General features: G+C 38.4%; 12 protein-coding genes. 11 read left to right on the plus strand and 1 reads right to left on the minus strand.

Annotated features, from left to right (window positions below; all coding sequences use genetic code 11):
- Nucleotides 1–10: 10 nt before the first annotated feature.
- From atpA to ADG81_RS05185, 4 genes are all read left to right on the plus strand, one after another.
- Nucleotides 11–1,516: a F0F1 ATP synthase subunit alpha gene (gene atpA / locus ADG81_RS05170; protein ID WP_000996629.1), complete on the plus strand. Its 1,506-nt coding sequence runs from the start codon at nucleotides 11–13 to the stop codon at nucleotides 1,514–1,516.
- 15 nt (nucleotides 1,517–1,531) lie between these two features.
- Entirely contained in the window at nucleotides 1,532–2,410 is an 879-nt protein-coding gene (locus tag ADG81_RS05175; protein ID WP_000301224.1) for a F0F1 ATP synthase subunit gamma, read from the plus strand.
- Between the two features lie 85 nt (nucleotides 2,411–2,495).
- Nucleotides 2,496–3,902 carry a F0F1 ATP synthase subunit beta gene (gene atpD, locus ADG81_RS05180; protein WP_000094357.1) on the plus strand — a complete coding sequence of 469 codons (1,407 nt, stop codon included), beginning with the start codon at nucleotides 2,496–2,498 and terminating at the stop codon, nucleotides 3,900–3,902.
- Nucleotides 3,903–3,912: 10 nt separating this feature from the next.
- Nucleotides 3,913–4,332: a F0F1 ATP synthase subunit epsilon gene (locus tag ADG81_RS05185; protein ID WP_000068037.1), complete on the plus strand. Its 420-nt coding sequence runs from the start codon at nucleotides 3,913–3,915 to the stop codon at nucleotides 4,330–4,332.
- Nucleotides 4,333–4,376: 44 nt separating this feature from the next.
- Here the strand turns inward: ADG81_RS05185 and ADG81_RS05190 are convergent, their stop codons facing one another.
- Complete coding sequence (locus ADG81_RS05190) at nucleotides 4,377–5,390, minus strand: lactonase family protein (protein ID WP_049551106.1); 1,014 nt, start codon at nucleotides 5,388–5,390, stop codon at nucleotides 4,377–4,379.
- A 162-nt stretch (nucleotides 5,391–5,552) separates the two neighbouring features.
- Between ADG81_RS05190 and ADG81_RS05195 the strand changes: the two genes are divergently transcribed.
- The 7 genes from ADG81_RS05195 to ADG81_RS05225 all read left to right on the plus strand — a co-directional run.
- Nucleotides 5,553–7,535 carry a peptide ABC transporter substrate-binding protein gene (locus ADG81_RS05195; protein WP_049551107.1) on the plus strand — a complete coding sequence of 661 codons (1,983 nt, stop codon included), beginning with the start codon at nucleotides 5,553–5,555 and terminating at the stop codon, nucleotides 7,533–7,535.
- A 117-nt stretch (nucleotides 7,536–7,652) separates the two neighbouring features.
- Nucleotides 7,653–8,819, plus strand: a complete 1,167-nt coding sequence (locus tag ADG81_RS05200) for an AI-2E family transporter (RefSeq protein ID WP_049551108.1) — start codon at nucleotides 7,653–7,655, stop codon at nucleotides 8,817–8,819.
- Nucleotides 8,809–10,038, plus strand: a complete 1,230-nt coding sequence (locus ADG81_RS05205) for a tetratricopeptide repeat protein (RefSeq protein WP_049551109.1) — start codon at nucleotides 8,809–8,811, stop codon at nucleotides 10,036–10,038. The genes ADG81_RS05200 and ADG81_RS05205 overlap by 11 nt, the downstream gene beginning before the upstream one ends.
- A 139-nt stretch (nucleotides 10,039–10,177) precedes the next feature.
- Nucleotides 10,178–10,819 carry an amino acid ABC transporter permease gene (locus ADG81_RS05210; protein WP_049551110.1) on the plus strand — a complete coding sequence of 214 codons (642 nt, stop codon included), beginning with the start codon at nucleotides 10,178–10,180 and terminating at the stop codon, nucleotides 10,817–10,819.
- A gap of 9 nt (nucleotides 10,820–10,828) precedes the next feature.
- Nucleotides 10,829–11,458 carry an amino acid ABC transporter ATP-binding protein gene (locus ADG81_RS05215; RefSeq protein ID WP_049551111.1) on the plus strand — a complete coding sequence of 210 codons (630 nt, stop codon included), beginning with the start codon at nucleotides 10,829–10,831 and terminating at the stop codon, nucleotides 11,456–11,458.
- Between the two features lie 9 nt (nucleotides 11,459–11,467).
- Nucleotides 11,468–12,307 (plus strand): amino acid ABC transporter substrate-binding protein, encoded by an 840-nt coding sequence (locus tag ADG81_RS05220; protein WP_049551112.1) that lies wholly within the window; start codon nucleotides 11,468–11,470, stop codon nucleotides 12,305–12,307.
- Nucleotides 12,308–12,496: 189 nt separating this feature from the next.
- On the plus strand, nucleotides 12,497–18,132 hold a 5,636-nt coding region (locus tag ADG81_RS05225; RefSeq protein ID WP_049551113.1), incomplete at its 3' end, for a mucin-binding protein.

The following is an 18,132-nucleotide window of genomic DNA, read 5'->3' on the forward strand; positions in this document are numbered from 1 at the left end:
TGGTGTTCTTTTGGCAATTAACGCACAAGAAATCAGCGCTTTAATTAAGCAACAAATTGAAAATTTCAAACCCAATTTTGATGTGACTGAAACAGGTGTTGTAACCTATATCGGGGACGGTATCGCGCGTGCTCATGGCCTTGAAAATGCCATGAGTGGAGAGTTGTTGATTTTTGAAAACGGCTCTTATGGTATGGCTCAAAACTTGGAGTCAACAGATGTTGGTATTATCATCCTAGGTGACTTTACAGATATCCGTGAAGGCGATACAATCCGCCGTACAGGGAAAATCATGGAAGTCCCAGTAGGTGAAAGTCTGATTGGACGTGTTGTGGATCCGCTTGGTCGTCCAGTTGATGGTCTTGGAGAAATCCACACTGATAAAACTCGTCCAGTAGAAGCGCCAGCTCCTGGTGTTATGCAACGTAAGTCTGTATCAGAACCATTGCAAACTGGTTTGAAAGCTATCGACGCCCTTGTACCGATTGGTCGTGGTCAACGTGAGTTGATTATCGGTGACCGTCAGACAGGGAAAACAACCATTGCAATTGATACAATCTTGAACCAAAAAGGTCAAGATATGATCTGTATCTATGTTGCGATTGGACAAAAAGAATCAACAGTTCGTACGCAAGTAGAAACACTACGTCAGTACGGTGCCTTGGACTACACAATCGTTGTGACTGCCTCTGCTTCACAACCATCTCCATTGCTTTTCCTAGCTCCTTATGCTGGGGTTGCCATGGCGGAAGAATTTATGTACCAAGGTAAGCATGTTTTGATCGTTTATGATGATTTATCAAAACAAGCGGTAGCTTATCGTGAACTCTCTCTCTTGCTTCGTCGTCCTCCAGGTCGTGAAGCTTTCCCAGGGGATGTTTTCTACCTTCACAGCCGTTTGCTTGAGCGCTCAGCTAAAGTTTCTGATGAACTTGGTGGTGGATCTATTACAGCCCTACCGTTTATCGAGACACAAGCAGGAGATATCTCTGCCTATATCGCAACCAACGTGATTTCAATCACTGATGGACAAATCTTCCTTGGTGATGGTCTCTTCAATGCAGGTATTCGTCCAGCCATCGATGCGGGTTCTTCTGTATCGCGTGTAGGTGGTTCTGCACAAATCAAAGCCATGAAGAAGGTTGCTGGTACACTTCGTATCGACCTTGCTTCATACCGTGAGTTGGAAGCCTTCACTAAGTTTGGTTCTGACTTAGATGCGGCGACACAGGCTAAGTTGAACCGTGGACGTCGTACAGTTGAAGTCTTGAAACAACCTGTTCACAAACCATTACCTGTTGAGAAACAAGTAACCATTCTCTATGCTTTGACACATGGTTTCTTGGATACTGTTCCAGTAGATGATATTGTTCGTTTCGAGGAAGAGTTCCATGCCTTCTTTGATGCTCAACATCCAGAGATTTTGGAAACCATTCGTGATACAAAAGACTTGCCAGAAGAAGCAGTCTTGGATGCTGCGATTACAGAGTTTCTCAATCAAACCAGCTTCCAATAAGAATAGAGGTGTCAGATGGCAGTATCTCTAAATGATATTAAAACAAAAATCGCCTCAACAAAAAATACTAGTCAAATCACAAATGCCATGCAGATGGTATCAGCTGCTAAGCTAGGTCGTTCTGAAGAAGCTGCTCGCAACTTCCAAGTTTATGCTCAGAAAGTTCGTAAACTTTTGACGGATATTCTTCATGGGAATGGAGCTGGTAGTTCAACCAATCCGATGTTGATTAGCCGTCCAGTTAAGAAGACAGGCTATATCGTCATTACATCAGACCGAGGTTTGGTTGGAGGTTATAATTCTTCTATTTTGAAAGCCGTTATGGAGCTGAAAGAAGAATACCATCCAGACGGTAAAGGTTTTGAAATGATCTGTATTGGTGGAATGGGAGCTGATTTCTTTAAAGCTCGTGGTATTCAACCACTTTATGAACTACGTGGCTTGGCAGATCAACCAAGCTTTGATGAAGTTCGTAAGATTATTTCAAAAACTGTTGAAATGTACCAAAATGAACTTTTTGATGAACTCTATGTCTGCTATAACCACCATGTCAATACGCTAACCAGTCAAATGCGTGTGGAGCAAATGCTTCCAATTGTTGACTTGGATCCAAATGAAGCGGATGACAGTTACAGTTTGACCTTTGAGTTGGAAACTAGTCGAGAAGAAATTTTGGAGCAGTTGTTGCCTCAATTTGCAGAAAGTATGATTTATGGTGCTATTATCGATGCTAAGACAGCTGAAAATGCTGCTGGTATGACAGCCATGCAAACAGCGACAGATAATGCTAAGAAAGTCATTAATGATTTGACAATTCAGTATAACCGTGCCAGACAGGCGGCGATTACACAAGAAATTACAGAAATCGTAGCAGGAGCTAGTGCCTTAGAATAGGCACTAGTCCAGCTCGTATGAAAATGAACTTAGGACCTAGTTAAGCTAGGGACCGACAGTATCTTATATAGAATAGGAGAAGGAGATGAGTTCAGGTAAAATTGCTCAGGTTATCGGTCCCGTTGTAGACGTCTTGTTTGCAGCAGGGGAAAAACTTCCTGAGATTAACAATGCACTTGTCGTCTACAAAAATGACGAAAGAAAAACAAAAATCGTCCTTGAAGTAGCCTTGGAGTTGGGAGATGGTATGGTCCGTACTATCGCCATGGAATCAACAGATGGTTTGACTCGTGGAATGGAAGTATTGGACACAGGTCGTCCAATCTCTGTACCAGTAGGTAAAGAAACTTTGGGACGTGTCTTCAATGTTTTGGGAGATACCATTGACTTGGAAGCTCCTTTTACAGAAGATGCAGAGCGTCAGCCAATTCATAAAAAAGCTCCAACTTTTGATGAGTTGTCTACCTCTTCTGAAATCCTTGAAACAGGGATTAAGGTTATCGACCTTCTTGCCCCTTACCTTAAAGGTGGTAAGGTTGGACTTTTCGGTGGTGCCGGAGTTGGTAAAACCGTCTTAATCCAAGAATTGATTCACAACATTGCCCAAGAACACGGTGGTATTTCAGTATTTACCGGTGTTGGGGAACGTACTCGTGAGGGTAATGACCTTTACTGGGAAATGAAAGAATCAGGCGTTATCGAGAAGACAGCCATGGTATTTGGTCAGATGAATGAGCCACCAGGAGCACGTATGCGTGTTGCTCTTACTGGTTTGACAATTGCTGAATATTTCCGTGATGTTGAAGGCCAAGACGTGCTTCTCTTTATCGATAATATCTTCCGTTTCACTCAGGCTGGTTCAGAAGTATCTGCCCTTTTGGGTCGTATGCCATCAGCCGTTGGTTACCAACCAACACTTGCTACGGAAATGGGTCAATTGCAAGAGCGTATTACATCAACTAAAAAGGGTTCTGTAACCTCTATCCAGGCTATCTATGTGCCAGCGGATGACTATACTGACCCAGCGCCAGCAACAGCCTTCGCTCACTTGGATTCAACAACCAACTTGGAACGTAAGTTGGTACAATTGGGTATCTACCCAGCCGTTGACCCACTTGCTTCAAGCTCACGTGCCTTGGCACCTGAAATCGTTGGAGAAGAGCACTATGCAGTTGCTGCTGAAGTAAAACGTGTTCTTCAACGTTACCATGAATTGCAAGATATCATTGCTATCCTTGGTATGGATGAGCTTTCTGATGAAGAAAAGACCTTGGTTGCTCGTGCCCGTCGTATCCAGTTCTTCTTGTCACAAAACTTCAACGTTGCGGAACAATTCACTGGTCAGCCAGGTTCTTATGTTCCAGTTGCTGAAACTGTTCGTGGCTTTAAGGAAATCCTTGATGGTAAACACGATCACTTGCCAGAAGATGCCTTCCGTGGGGTTGGTTCTATCGAAGATGTGATTGCGAAAGCTGAAAAAATGGGATTTTAAGAGGTGATCTATGGCTCAGTTAACTGTCCAGATCGTGACACCAGATGGTCTCGTCTATGATCACCATGCCAGCTTTGTATCAGTTCGAACTCTGGATGGTGAGATGGGAATCTTGCCACGACATGAAAATATGATTGCAGTTTTAGCAGTTGATGAGGTTAAGGTTAAACGTGTAGATGATGAAAATCACGTGAACTGGATTGCAGTGAACGGAGGTGTTATCGAAGTTGCCAATGGCGTTATCACAATTGTTGCTGACTCTGCAGAACGTGCTCGTGATATCGACGTTAGTCGTGCAGAACGTGCCAAACTTCGAGCAGAGCGTGAAATTGAAGAAGCACAAGACAAACACTTGATTGACCAAGAACGTCGTGCGAAGATTGCACTGCAACGTGCCATTAACCGTATTAATGTCGGAAATAGACTATAAGAAAAAAATGAACTTGAGTTACCAAGTTCATTTTTTATGTTTTCTTAAGGGGCAAAACTGATGCAGACTGCTTCTGGGACATGGAAGTCATTAGAAAGTTCTGCTAGACGACCGGTTTCAGGATTTCGTTTAAAGACGGTTGCATTGTCAGAGTCTTGATGGACAGCAATGACAAATTCTTGGTCTGGTGTCAAATCAAAATCACGTGGAGTCTGACCATGTGTCGGAACGATTTCTAACAACTCTAAGCTACCGTCCGCAAGAATTGTATATACTGCGATAGAATCATGACCACGATTAGAGGCGTAGAGGTATTTACCGTCTTTAGAGAGACGAATAGCAGCGGTACCATTAAAGCCTTCATAACCGTCTGGTAGAGTTGAAATGACTTGCATGCGTTCAAATTCGCCAACACCATCGTAGATTAGAACCTCGATAGTGCTATTGAGTTCACAAATGAGATAAGCGATTTTATAATGGTTATGGAAAATAATATGGCGTGAGCCTGCTCCTGGCTGGCTATGATAGGTATAGAGCTTAGATAATTTTCCTTCTGAATCAAGATCGTAAGTAATTACTTGGTCAGTACCCAAGTCGCAGGTCACTAGATAGTGGTCAGGTGTTAAATCTGTATAGTGAACATGTGGAGAAGCTTGATTTTCATGTGGACCTTGGCCACTGTGTTGATCAACATCACTAAGTAGAAGACAACCATCTTCCTGACGTTTATAAACAAGGACCTGTCCCTTGTGGTAGTTTGCCGCGTAAACCAAATCACGCTCTTCATCAACGGCAACATAACAGTGGGGGGCTCCCTCTTCAACGACGTGATTTAATAAGGTACCATTAGTTTGATAGGCTGCAATTCCACCCTTATCGTCTTGACTACCAACAGTGTATAAATGTTGATGCTGGTCAAAGGCAAGGTAGGTTGGACTTGGCTCAGTAGCAAAAAGTTCTAGATTTGAAAGCTGACCAGTTTCTGTATCAAAGTCTGCCTTGTAAATCCCTTGGGAAGTCCGACGTGTATAAGTTCCAAAATAAACAGTTTCTTTCATAACTTTACCTCTATAATAAAGATATGACTATTATATCACAAAAAAGGAGTTGAAGCAGTACTTGGTATAGATAAAACAAAACATGATAACCTAGTAAATTTAGTTGATTTACTTTTTAAAAGTGCTATAATAATCTTAGAAAACTATTAAAGGAGTTTAACTATGAAAAAACGTGTTTTCTTAGCAACAGGATTTACTGTTTTATCAGTAGCTGTTCTAGCAGCGTGTTCATCTGGTAATGATAATAAAGATGCTACTAGACCAGTGAATTATGCTTATGTGTTTACATCAGATCCTGTTACTTTGGATTATACAGTTTCTGGTAATGTCAGCACTAAACAGATTACAGGTAATGTTATTGATGGATTACTAGAAAATGATCAATATGGAAATTTAGTTCCATCGGTTGCAGAAGATTGGACTGTTTCTAAAGATGGCTTGACCTATACCTATAAAATCCGTCAGGGTGTCAAGTGGTATACCAATGAGGGAGAGGAGTATGGTGAAGTTAAGGCTCAGGACTTTGTAGCAGGTCTGAAGCATGCAGCTGATAAGAAATCACAGGCCCTCTATTTGGTACAGGATTCTATCAAAGGATTGGATGACTATGTAAATGGGAAAACAACAGATTTTTCTACTGTTGGTGTCAAAGCAACGGATGATTATACTCTTGTTTATACCTTGAATCATCCAGAATCTTTCTGGAATTCGAAGACAACAATGGGAGTTCTTGCTCCTATTAGCGAAGACTTTTTAGCTTCTAAAGGAGATGATTTTGGTAAGGCCACTGATGTTACGAGCATTCTCTACAACGGTCCTTATCTCCTCAAGGGTCTTACATCTAAGTCTTCTATCGAAATGACCAAAAATCAAAATTATTGGGATAAGCAAAATGTCTTTATTGATGATATCAAGTTATCATTCTTTGATGGTCAAGATGCAGATTCTCTAGGACGCGGTTTTGATGAGGGACATTATCCAGCTGCTCCACTCTTTAAAAATTCTGCCAACTATGAACGTCTAAAAGAAAAATACAAGGATAATATTGTATATGGTCAACAAAGAGGTGGCGTATTCTATATGTCTACTAATATTGATCGTGTGTCATATAATCATACTGCTAAAACAAGTGATGTAGAAAAATCCTCTACTAAGAAAGCACTTTTAAACAAAGACTTCCGTCAAGCCTTGGCATTTGCTGCAGATCGTAAAGCAGCTGTTTCTCAGGTGTTTGGAGATGAAGTGGCGCCGCGTAAACTACGTACAAGTTTCACTCCTCCAACATTTGTACAAGTAGGAGACCAATCGTTTGGTCAAGTAACTAAGACAGAATTAGATAAGTTGGATAGTATTTGGAAAGATGTCAGTCTTGATGATGCGCAAGATTCACTTCATAATGTAGACAAGGCTAAGGTTAAGTTTGAATCTGCTAAGAAAACTCTTCAAGCTGATGGAGTACAGTTTCCGATTCATTTAGATCTTCCAGTTTCATCTACTCAGACAGATTTTATTCATCAAGCTCAGTCTTATAAACAATCAATTGAAGAAGCCATGGGCTCTGAAAATGTAGTTGTTGACATTCAACAGGTTTCTGATGATGAATTGGGAAACATGACTGTTCTAGCGACATCAAATAATAATGTTGATTGGGACATTAATGTTAATAGTGGTTGGAGTCCGGATTATGCAGATCCGTCAACTTATCTAGATGTATTTGATCCAACATCTGGCCCAAGTCTCCTCAGCTCTCTTGGTGTAGCACCAGGAACAGACAATCCAGCCCTTAAAACAGTTGGATTGGATAAATACAAAGAATTGATTGATGACGCAAACAGTGAGAAAACAGATCTGCAAAAACGTTATTCTAAATATGCTAAGGCTCAAGCTTGGTTAACAGATAGTGCTCTAGTTATTCCTGTACACTCAGACGGTGCCCAAATGCTTGTAACGAAGAAAGTATTAGGCAGTGGTGCTGATGGTTGGGTTGGTGACAAAACAGGCGATAACAGTTATAAATATCTTAAACTCCAAGACAAGATTGTTACTTCTAAAGAAATGGATGAGTTCCGCAAGAAATTTGCTGATGAAAAAGGCAAATCCAATGCTGATTATCAGAAGAACTTAGACCGTCATATTCAAGACTAATCGAATCTCCTCTTTTGAGGGGATTTTTTATGTCGCTGTCTTCATGTAAGCACTTTAAAAAAGAGTTATTTTGATTCAAAAATGGTATAATGAGAGAACAATAGAAAGGAAGTATTTATGGAGCACAAAGAGAAACATTTTAGCCTATCTTGGTTTTTCAAGTGGTTTTTGGACAACAAGGCAATTACGGTATTTTTGGTAACCTTATTATTGGGACTGAATCTTTTTATTTTAAGTAAGATTAGTTTTCTATTTTCACCTGTTTTAGACTTTTTGGAAGTTGTGATGTTACCAGTCATTCTATCTGGCCTGCTATATTATTTGTTGAATCCTATTGTTGATTGGATAGAGAAGCATAGGATTAATAGGGTCATAGCCATCAGTATTGTCTTTGTGATTATCGCTCTCTTTATCATTTGGGGCTTGGCAGTAGCTATTCCAAATCTGCAACGTCAGGTTTTAAGTTTTGCAAGGAATGTTCCAGTCTACCTTGAAGATGCTGATCGAGTTATTGATGATTTGGTCACCAAGCGTTTACCAGATGATTTCAGACTTCAGTTAGAACAAGTTTTGACAAACTTCTCAAGTCAGGCTACAGTTTGGGCAAGTAAGGTTTCATCTCAAGCAGTCAACTGGGTGAGCGCCTTTATTAGCGGGGCTTCTCAAGTGATTGTTGCCTTGATTATCGTTCCGTTCATGCTCTTTTATCTCTTACGTGATGGAAAAGGCCTACGTCACTATTTGACCCAATTCATGCCAACGAAATTGAAAGAACCTGTTGGACAAGTTTTATCAGATGTGAACCAGCAGTTGTCCAATTATGTTAGAGGGCAAGTAACAGTGGCTATTATTGTAGCGGTAATGTTTATGATTTTCTTCAAGATTATTGGTCTACGCTATGCAGTTACGTTGGGAGTTACTGCTGGTATTTTAAATCTGGTTCCTTATTTGGGTAGCTTCTTAGCCATGCTTCCTGCCCTAGTATTGGGCTTGATTGCTGGGCCAGTCATGCTTTTGAAAGTTGTGATTGTCTTTATCGTAGAACAAACTATTGAAGGCCGTTTTGTCTCTCCATTGATTTTGGGAAGTCAATTAAACATCCATCCCATTAATGTTCTCTTTGTTTTGTTAACTTCAGGATCCATGTTTGGTATTTGGGGAGTCTTACTCGGTATTCCAGTTTATGCCTCTGCTAAAGTTGTCATTTCAGCGATTTTTGAATGGTATAAGGTAGTCAGTGGCCTATATGAACTAGAGGGAGAGGAAATCAAGAGTGAACAATAGTCAACAGATGTTACATGCCTTGGAGGAGCAAGATTTAACCAAGGCTGAGCACTATTTCGTTAAAGCTTTAGAAAATGATCCAAGTGACCTTCTGTATGAGTTGGCAACTTATCTTGAAGGGATTGGTTTTTATCCTCAGGCCAAGGAAATTTACCTGAAAATCGTAGAGGATTTTCCAGAGGTTCATCTTAATCTAGCGGCTATTGCTAGCGAGGATGGTCAAATCGAAGAAGCCTTTGCTTATCTTGAGGAAATCCAAGCTGACAGTGACTGGTATGTTTCGGCTTTGGCTCTGAAGGCAGACCTTTACCAGTTGGAAGGTTTGACAGATGTGGCGCGTGAGAAATTGCTGGAGGCTTTGAGTTATTCAGAGGATCCTCTCTTGATATTGGGAGTAGCAGAGTTGGATAGTGAGTTGGAAAATTATCAAGAGGCCATTCAAGGCTATGCCCAGTTAGATAATCGTACTATTTATGAGCAAACAGGCATTTCTACCTATCAACGAATTGGCTTTGCCTATGCACAGTTGGGGAAATTTGAAACAGCTACAGAGTTTTTAGAAAAAGCCCTGGAGTTAGAATACGATGACCTAACAGTTTTTGAGTTGGCTAGTCTTTACTTTGATCGAGAAGAATACCAAAAAGCTGTCCTCTACTTTAAGCAGCTTGATACCATTTCACCTGATTTTGAAGGCTATGAATATGGTTATAGTCAGGCCTTGCATAAGGAACATCAAGTTCAAGAAGCCCTGCGTATCGCTAAGCAAGGCTTGGAGAAAAATCCTTTTGAAACAAGACTCTTGTTAGCAGCTTCACAATTTTCTTATGAATTGCATGATGCTAGTGGTGCAGAAAATTATCTCCTTACTGCTAAAGAAGACGCTGAGGATACAGAAGAAATCTTACTCCGTCTAGCTACTATTTATCTAGAACAGGAACGTTATGAGGACATTCTAGACTTGCAAAATGATGAGCCAGAGAATCTTTTGACCAAGTGGATGATTGCTCGTTCTTATCAAGAAATGGACGATTTGGATACTGCCTACGAGCATTACCAAGAATTAGTAGGAGATTTGAAGGACAATCCAGAGTTTCTGGAACACTATATCTATCTCTTGCGTGAATTGGGCTACTTTGAGGAAGCCAAAGTCAATGCCCAAGCTTACTTAAAACTGGTTCCAGATGATGTGCAAATGCAAGAACTATTTGAGAGATTGTAAGGATATATTTTAAAAACTGTATCTAATCATTTTTGATAGGTATAGTTTTTCTTTTTAAAAGAGAATTTTTTTACAAAAATTCTTGGTTATTTTGTTTATTTATGCTATAATAGGAACAATTATTTTTAGGAGGTGCAGTATGTCTTATTTGTTTGAGATATTACCGAGTTTATTGAGCGGTGCAAGCATGACTTTGCAGGTTTTTGCACTGGTCTTGATTTTTTCTATTCCCTTGGGCGTTTTGATTGCCTTTGCCTTGCAAGTCCATTGGAAGCCCCTCCATCATCTGATTAATATTTATATTTGGATTATGCGGGGAACACCCTTGCTCTTGCAATTAATCTTTATCTATTATGTGCTGCCAAGTATTGGGATTCGTTTGGACCGTCTTCCTGCGGCTATCATTGCCTTTGTGTTGAATTATGCGGCTTACTTTGCTGAAATCTTCCGTGGTGGGATTGATACCATTCCTAAAGGTCAATATGAGGCTGCCAAGGTCTTGAAGTTCAGTCCTTTTGCCACGGTACGTTATATCATCTTGCCCCAAGTGACCAAGATTGTTCTTCCCAGTGTCTTTAACGAAGTTATGAGTTTGGTCAAGGATACCTCTCTGGTCTATGCTCTAGGCATTTCAGACCTTATCTTGGCTAGTCGAACAGCTGCCAACCGTGATGCTAGTCTAGTTCCTATGTTCTTGGCAGGAGCCATTTACTTGATTTTGATTGGGATTGTGACAATTATTTCCAAAAAAGTTGAGAAGAAGTATAGTTATTATAGATAGGAGGCTGCCATGTTAGAATTACGAAATATCAATAAAGTCTTTGGAGACAAACAAATCCTGTCTGATTTCAGTCTAAATATTCCTGAAAAGCAAATCCTGGCTATCGTTGGACCTTCTGGTGGAGGTAAGACGACCCTCTTACGTATGCTTGCAGGTCTTGAAACCATTGATTCAGGGCAAATCTTTTATAATGGAGATTCCTTAGAGTTGGATGAATTACAGAAGCGCAACCTACTGGGATTTGTCTTCCAAGATTTTCAACTGTTCCCTCATTTATCAGTTCTGGACAATTTGACCTTATCGCCTGTGAAGACCATGGGAATGAAGCAGGAGGAGGCTGAGAAGAAGGCGCGTGGACTCTTGGAACAGTTAGGTCTAGCAGGGCATGCAGACGCTTATCCATTTTCACTATCTGGTGGGCAAAAGCAGCGGGTGGCCTTGGCGCGTGCAATGATGATTGACCCAGAAATCATTGGCTACGATGAACCAACTTCTGCTCTGGATCCAGAATTGCGCTTGGAAGTGGAAAAACTGATCTTGCAAAATAGGGAATTAGGGATGACGCAGATTGTCGTTACCCACGATTTACAGTTCGCTGAAAATATTGCGGATCAAATTCTCAAGGTTGAGCCCAAGTAGGAGGTGCCGATGACTAATAAGAAAATTGCTTTAGTATTGGTTGCGCTCCTGACTCTCTTTTTAACGGCCTGTACTCAGAAGGCTAGCGATCCAAAGCAGGATAACTGGGATAAGTATCAAGAGCAGGGGACCATTACTATTGGTTTTGACAATACCTTTGTTCCCATGGGTTTTGAAGAAAAGAATGGTCAATATACAGGCTTTGATATTGATTTGGCACAAGCTGTCTCTGAAAAATTAGGCTTTAAGATTCAATTTCAGCCAATCGACTGGGATATGAAGGAGACGGAACTGCAAAATGGAACCATAGACGCCATTTGGAATGGCTATTCTGCGACTGATGAACGTCGAGAGAAGGTTGCCTTTAGCATTCCATACATGGAAAATCAGCAAGTTCTGGTTGCGAAGAAAAACCAGCAGATCCATTCAGTAGAGGATATGAAGGATAAGACCTTGGGAGCCCAAGCAGGATCCTCTGGTTATCTAGACTTTGAAGCGCAGCCAGATTTATTGAAAAATCGTGTTAAAGACCAGAAAGCCAATCAATATCAGAGTTTCAATGAAGCCTTGATTGATTTGAAGAATGATCGAATTGATGCCTTGTTGATTGACCGAGTGTATGCTAATTACTATCTTCAGTCTGAGGGGATATTAAATGACTACAATGTATTTTCAGCAGGATTTGAAAGTGAATCCTTTGCGGTCGGAGTTAGACCTGCTGACAAAAGATTACTACAAGCTTTAAACCAAGCCTTTATTGAACTATACCAAGAAGGGAAGTTCCAGGAAATCAGCCAAAAATGGTTTGGAGAAGATGTAGCAACAAAAGAAGTAAAAGAAGGAATCTAAATGACGATTCCTTCTTTTTTCTTCTGATTTATCATACAAATATCGTATATCAATTGACATATTGATTTTTATTAGATAATATAGTAAGTATAGAAGATAACCTATAGCTATATATATTTATAGTTTTAGGCTATTTCTTATATTTAAACAACATATGTCAAATATATATTATATTGGAGGAATCTATTTATGTTTAATTCTAAAGGACGACATGTTCGTCAATCTCAGGTGGAGAAATTCACACGTTTCAGTATTCGTAAGGTCAGTTTTGGTGCAGCTAGTGTGGCTGTAGCTACTGGATTGTTTTTCCTTGGTGGAGGAAGCGTTCAAGCGGCTGAACCAGTAATTAATTCAGAACCTACAGAAGTTCAAAATTCTCAAAATCTAAATGATAAGTCCTCGGAACCTTCTAAGGAAGTTACTGGACAAGCATCTGCTACTGCTAAAGAGCCCGATGGACAAAATAATACTTCTCTAAAAGAGTCTGATACTGACACACAAGCAAGTGCAGTTGAAACTCCAAATGTAGTGACAGAAAAAGTAACTATTAATACTGCATCGTTAGAAGATTTAGTTGCTAAAGCTGAAAGTAGATTGAGTCAATTAACTGAAGGAAAGAAAACAAAATCAGTCATTGATGATGCTAAAAATTTGGTTCATAAAGCAAAAGAACTTTTGAACGATGGTGCAAAAACACAGGCTAAAGTAGATGCACTTGCTAAACAACTTTCAAGTGGCCTTAGCATTCTAAACAGTATCAAATCAGAAACAACTGAAGAAGAAAAAGTAAATAAAAACCAAGATCCACGAAATGGAAAAGAGATTCCAGGTAAAGGAGAAAGTGGTCTAAGAGCTCCTGAAACTCAATCAAATAATGATGTATCAATTGATGGTGGGAAAATTATTGCAAATGGTTCAATTTCGACTGAACCAAGAATGGGAAGTTTTAGTGGAGTTAATAATATTAGTTATAACTTAAAATTCAAGGATGGAGCTTATAAACGAGGTGATCAATTTAGTATTACATTTGAAGAATTAGGGAATGGGGATAGTTTACCTAAAACTTTAACTAAAGACGGAAAAACATTTGCAAATTTAGTAAAATCAGAAGAATTGTATACTCAAACATATGGTAAAAATGGAACACAGAATAAAACTCCATTCTGGGCTCAACGTGATGACTCTGTATCTTTAGAAGAAAAAGAAGCAGGACATATACAAAATAGAGGGACTAAAACACGCTTTATCTATGAATTTACTTCAGCAATTGAAAGCTTGAATGATGTATCGGTCAAAGGTTCTATTAATAATTACAGTTTACGTTATCCACAAATTAGTGAAGACAAAGAAGTAACAAGCAGGATTCTTGTTAATAATCAACCGGTTGTTGAAAAAAAATATATTATGAATAAAACTAATATAGAAACAGATGACAATCAAACTGCCCCATCAAGAATATCTACTACGGGAGAAATGGATATAAGCGATAATGGTGAATTACTGTCACATACTGAGGAATTACAATTTAGAACGAATAAGTATGAGTATGAAGCAGGAACTACATTCAAAATTAAACTGAAAAATAAAGATTTAAATAAATTTTCAAAAATAGGTAACTTTAACGTTGTTAAAGCAAATCTACAAAATAATACTACTACTGCCAATTCAAAAGTAAATGAAAACGGAGTGATTCTAAAAGAGCCTCGAGGAGATGTATTTTTTCAGGTAATTAATTTAACAGAAGATGAAGTAACAGTAAAAATTGTCAAAGGGAAGGCGAGTAAAGGAATATTATATAGAGTAGACTGGGGTGCTTTAGGCGTATCAAGAGAACCCGTTAAAAATACTTTGAACTTATACAATAAGAGTACTAAAACTTTTGGGCCAACTGAAGAAGAGATTACTGTTTCAAAAGATGGACAAGAAGGAAATTTAAATGGACAGTTTACTCCAAACATTACTTTTGACTGGAAATATCCTAAGAAAAATGAATTTGATACATCTGGAAATTGGTTAAAAGAATATTTAGAGTTAGGAAATGTTGCAATGCGGTATATTAATGCTGCAAATAATCGCCCAATTTTAAAAGCAAAATCAATTGTAAAAGATGGTACTGCCGAAGTTGATAAATTTACTACTGCAACTCCAGCCAAAGATTTTACAGAAGCTAATGTTGCAACAGAAACTAATAATACGACGAAAAAAGAAGAAATTCAAAATGGCAATGTTAAAACTACAAAAGCTACTGCTCCGTATATTATAAAAGGTTCAGATAATAAATACTATGTATTTAAAGAGTATTTAAAAAATAGTCCTTATAAGAGAACATCAACTAGCGGTACAGTTTATGATGCGGTTTCCAATATTGTAGCAGCCTATGATGAAGCAAAATACGGAAAAGTTACTGTAAAATATGTAAAAGCTAATGAACCTACTTCTGTTCTTAAAGAAAATGTTTTAAAAGATGGTACAGCAAAATTAGAAAATATTGTTGGGAATAATTATTCGGTTACACCTGAAGAAGAATTTAGTGAAAATGGTGTTGTTTACAAATTAGTTAAAACTGATTTACCAAATAATTCAAATGGAGTATTATCAGAAAATCCTATAGAAGTTATTTATAAATACGTAGTTAAAAGTCAAAAAGCAAATGTTGTTATTAAAACAACGGATGGTAAAGTTTCAACTACTATAGAATTATCTGGAGAAACTGGATCAACCTTACCAGATAGTGATGAAATTAAAAATAAAATTAAAGAACTTAAAGGAAAAGGTTATGAAATAGAAAGTGATACTTATAATGTAAATGGGACACATCCTAATTTTGATGACCAAGAGGATGTGGAAGCAGGAGTTTCTAAACCATCTCAAACATTTGAAATCACTTTGAAACCTAGAATCATTGAAGTTCCTTCATCAACACCACATGAAAAAGATAGTCCAGTAGATCCAAATGGTGAAAATCCAGATTTGAAATGGCCAGAGGGATTAGCAGAGTCTGATTTGAACACAACTGCAAAACGTGTGATTTCATATGTGAAGAAAGAATCTGATACAGCTACAGAGGAAAAAGCTAAGGATGATACTGTTCAAACGGTACCATTTACAAGAAAGGCGACCGTTAATCTTGTTACTAAAAAAGTAACTTATACAGATTGGGAAAGTCCAAATAAAACATGGGATAAAGTAGAAGTTAAAACATTAACAGGGTACATTGCTGATAAGAAAGAAATTCCAGCAAAAGGAGCAACAACTCCTGCAAAAGATACAAAAGTAATCCCTGATGAAACGGATAAAGTTACTTATACGAAGATTGGAAGCTGGATTCCTGTTGATCCAACCACTGGTAAGGATGGAGAACCAATTCCATTCCCTAACGATCCAAATGATCCAACCAAGACTGGTGAAATTACACAAATCATTCCTCATAAAGATGGATATACTCCAAAAGATGGCAATGGAACACCATTAGAACCGGTAAATCCTGCAAATCCAGCACAAGGTTATAAACCACCAAAAATTACGGATCCAAAAGCAAATATCAAGATTACCTATGACAAAGATGATCAAAAAGCAAAAGTTAAATTCGTTTCTGTAGATCCAAAAACTCAAACAGAAACTGAATTAACCAACCATGCATTGACTTTAACTGGTAAATCAGGTGAAACCATTTCTGAAAGTGATGTACAAACTCATATCGATGTATTGAAATCAATGGGATATGATATTGTCAACAATCCATTTGATAAAGACCCAGTATTTGATACGAAGAAAGATACTGATGACAACATCACTCAAGAATTTACCATTAAAGTTCAACCACGTGTATCAACTGCAAAAACTGTATATGTAGTAGAAGGTGATAAGCCATCTGCAGAAAAAGTAGGAGGAGCTGTTACACCTGGTAAGGACGGTAAAGTTACCAATCCTGATGTAAGTAGTATTTCTACTGATGGAAAAGCAGGTCAGGAAATTAAAGTTCCAGTAACGGTTACTTATGGGGCAAATCAATTTAAACGGGATGAACCGATTGAAGTGACTGTTAAAGTTCTTCCAAAACCAGCACCAAAAGGCGTGACAGTCTTAAATGGTACATCAAATGAGAAATTAATCGATGCGATTCGCGAAAATGTTAATAAAGCAATTTCTGGACTAACAAATGTTCCTGAAGGGGTAACTCCATTTATAACAGATGATGCGATTGTTACTCCGAAAACAGATCAAAATGGGCAACAAACTCCAGTTACTGTTACAGTTAAATATAGAGATAAGGCTACTGGACAAATCATCGATGATATTTCTGTGAATGTTGAGGTTCCAGTAAATGTAGTTGGTTCAACTCCAACCTCTAAAGTTGTATTTGAAGGAGATGAATTAACTGCTAAGGATATAACGGATGCGGTCACTCCAGGGGAAAAGGGAACGAAAGGTGAACCTAAAGATTTAGCAAAAGATATTACAGCTAAACCAGGTGTGAAAGAAGTAACTGTTCCAGTAACTTATACGGATCAAAATGGAGAAACTTTAACAGAACCAGTAAAAGTTAAAGTGACAGTTTTACCAAAACCAGAAGCTGATGATATTCTAGTTGCTAAAAATAGTGACAAAGAAAAAGCTAGAGAAAAAGTATTAGCTAAAGCTAAAAAAGCAATCGAAGATGCAACATTTACAGGTAAATTACCTCAAGGTGCAACAGTTGAAATTGATAATACAGTACCAGTAACAGTGCCAGACTTAACAGAAGATACGGAAGTTGATGTACCTGTTAAGTACACAGTTCCTGGACAAGATACACCATTAACTACAACAGTTAAAGTACCAGTAACAGTAGTTGAAGGTGTACCACAAATTGTTCCAGTGGATGAAAATAATAAACAACCAAATCCAGAAAACAGTATTGATAAAACGGAATACCCAGAAGGTTCAACATTTAAATATGATCCAAAATCTCCAGTGGATACTACAACACCTGGTGATTACACAGTCAATGTCATTGTAAAAGATAAAGATGGGAATCCTATTGCAGAAGTCCCTGCAACTGTACGAGTTGTTGAAAGCTATCCACAATTTGTCCCAGTAGATAAGGATAACAAACAACCAACTGTTGAAGGAAGTATTGACCCTAAAGCATTCCCTAAAGATACAGAGTTTACTTATGAAAGCCCAGTAGATACAACAACACCAGGCGAAAAAGACGTCGTTGTAGTAGCGAAAATTGGTGATAAAGTTATTACTAAAGTTCCGGCTAAAGTAATGGTTGTTGAACCGAAGACTCAATATGTTCCAGTTGATAAATCAAACAAACAACCAGATGCATCTAAGAGTATTGATCCTGAACAATATCCAGATGGAGTAACMTTCAAMTATAAAACTCCAGTAGATACAACAACACYAGGCGAAAAAGATGTTATTGTAGAAGCAAAAGACGGAGAAGATAAACTTGTAGAAGTTCCAGCTAAGGTTAAAGTAGTGGAAGGTAAAGAACAATTAATTCCTGTAAATCCAACTGAGAAACCTCAAGCAAGAGACAGTATTACTCCAAGTGATTATCCAGAAGGTTCAACATTTGAATACAAAGTTCCAGAAGGACAAAAAGAACCATTTGATGCAACAACTGTTGGGGATAAACCAGTAACGGTTGTTGTAAAAGATAAAAATGGAAATGTATTAGTTGAAGTTCCGGCAACGATTAAGGTGGTAGAAGCTAAACCAACACCAATTGAAACGCCAGTAACGAATACACCTTTAACAAAAGAGGATATTGCTAAATTTGTTAAAGTTCCAGAAGGTGGAAAAGTAACCAATGTAGAAAATATTCCAGACTT

It is taken from the genome of Streptococcus pseudopneumoniae, from assembly GCF_001070815.1.
GTDB classification, from domain to species: domain Bacteria; phylum Bacillota; class Bacilli; order Lactobacillales; family Streptococcaceae; genus Streptococcus; species Streptococcus pseudopneumoniae_P.

What these genes read in the sequence shown, in the direction of transcription:
- ADG81_RS05215 (WP_049551111.1), top strand. Translation starts at nt 10,829, where the DNA reads ATGTTAGAATTACGAAATATCAATAAAGTCTTTGGAGACAAACAAATC.
- ADG81_RS05185 (WP_000068037.1), top strand. Translation starts at nt 3,913, where the DNA reads ATGGCTCAGTTAACTGTCCAGATCGTGACACCAGATGGTCTCGTCTAT.
- ADG81_RS05190 (WP_049551106.1), bottom strand. Translation starts at nt 5,390, where the DNA reads ATGAAAGAAACTGTTTATTTTGGAACTTATACACGTCGGACTTCCCAA.
- atpD (WP_000094357.1), top strand. Translation starts at nt 2,496, where the DNA reads ATGAGTTCAGGTAAAATTGCTCAGGTTATCGGTCCCGTTGTAGACGTC.
- ADG81_RS05195 (WP_049551107.1), top strand. Translation starts at nt 5,553, where the DNA reads ATGAAAAAACGTGTTTTCTTAGCAACAGGATTTACTGTTTTATCAGTA.
- ADG81_RS05200 (WP_049551108.1), top strand. Translation starts at nt 7,653, where the DNA reads ATGGAGCACAAAGAGAAACATTTTAGCCTATCTTGGTTTTTCAAGTGG.
- ADG81_RS05210 (WP_049551110.1), top strand. Translation starts at nt 10,178, where the DNA reads ATGTCTTATTTGTTTGAGATATTACCGAGTTTATTGAGCGGTGCAAGC.
- ADG81_RS05220 (WP_049551112.1), top strand. Translation starts at nt 11,468, where the DNA reads ATGACTAATAAGAAAATTGCTTTAGTATTGGTTGCGCTCCTGACTCTC.
- ADG81_RS05175 (WP_000301224.1), top strand. Translation starts at nt 1,532, where the DNA reads ATGGCAGTATCTCTAAATGATATTAAAACAAAAATCGCCTCAACAAAA.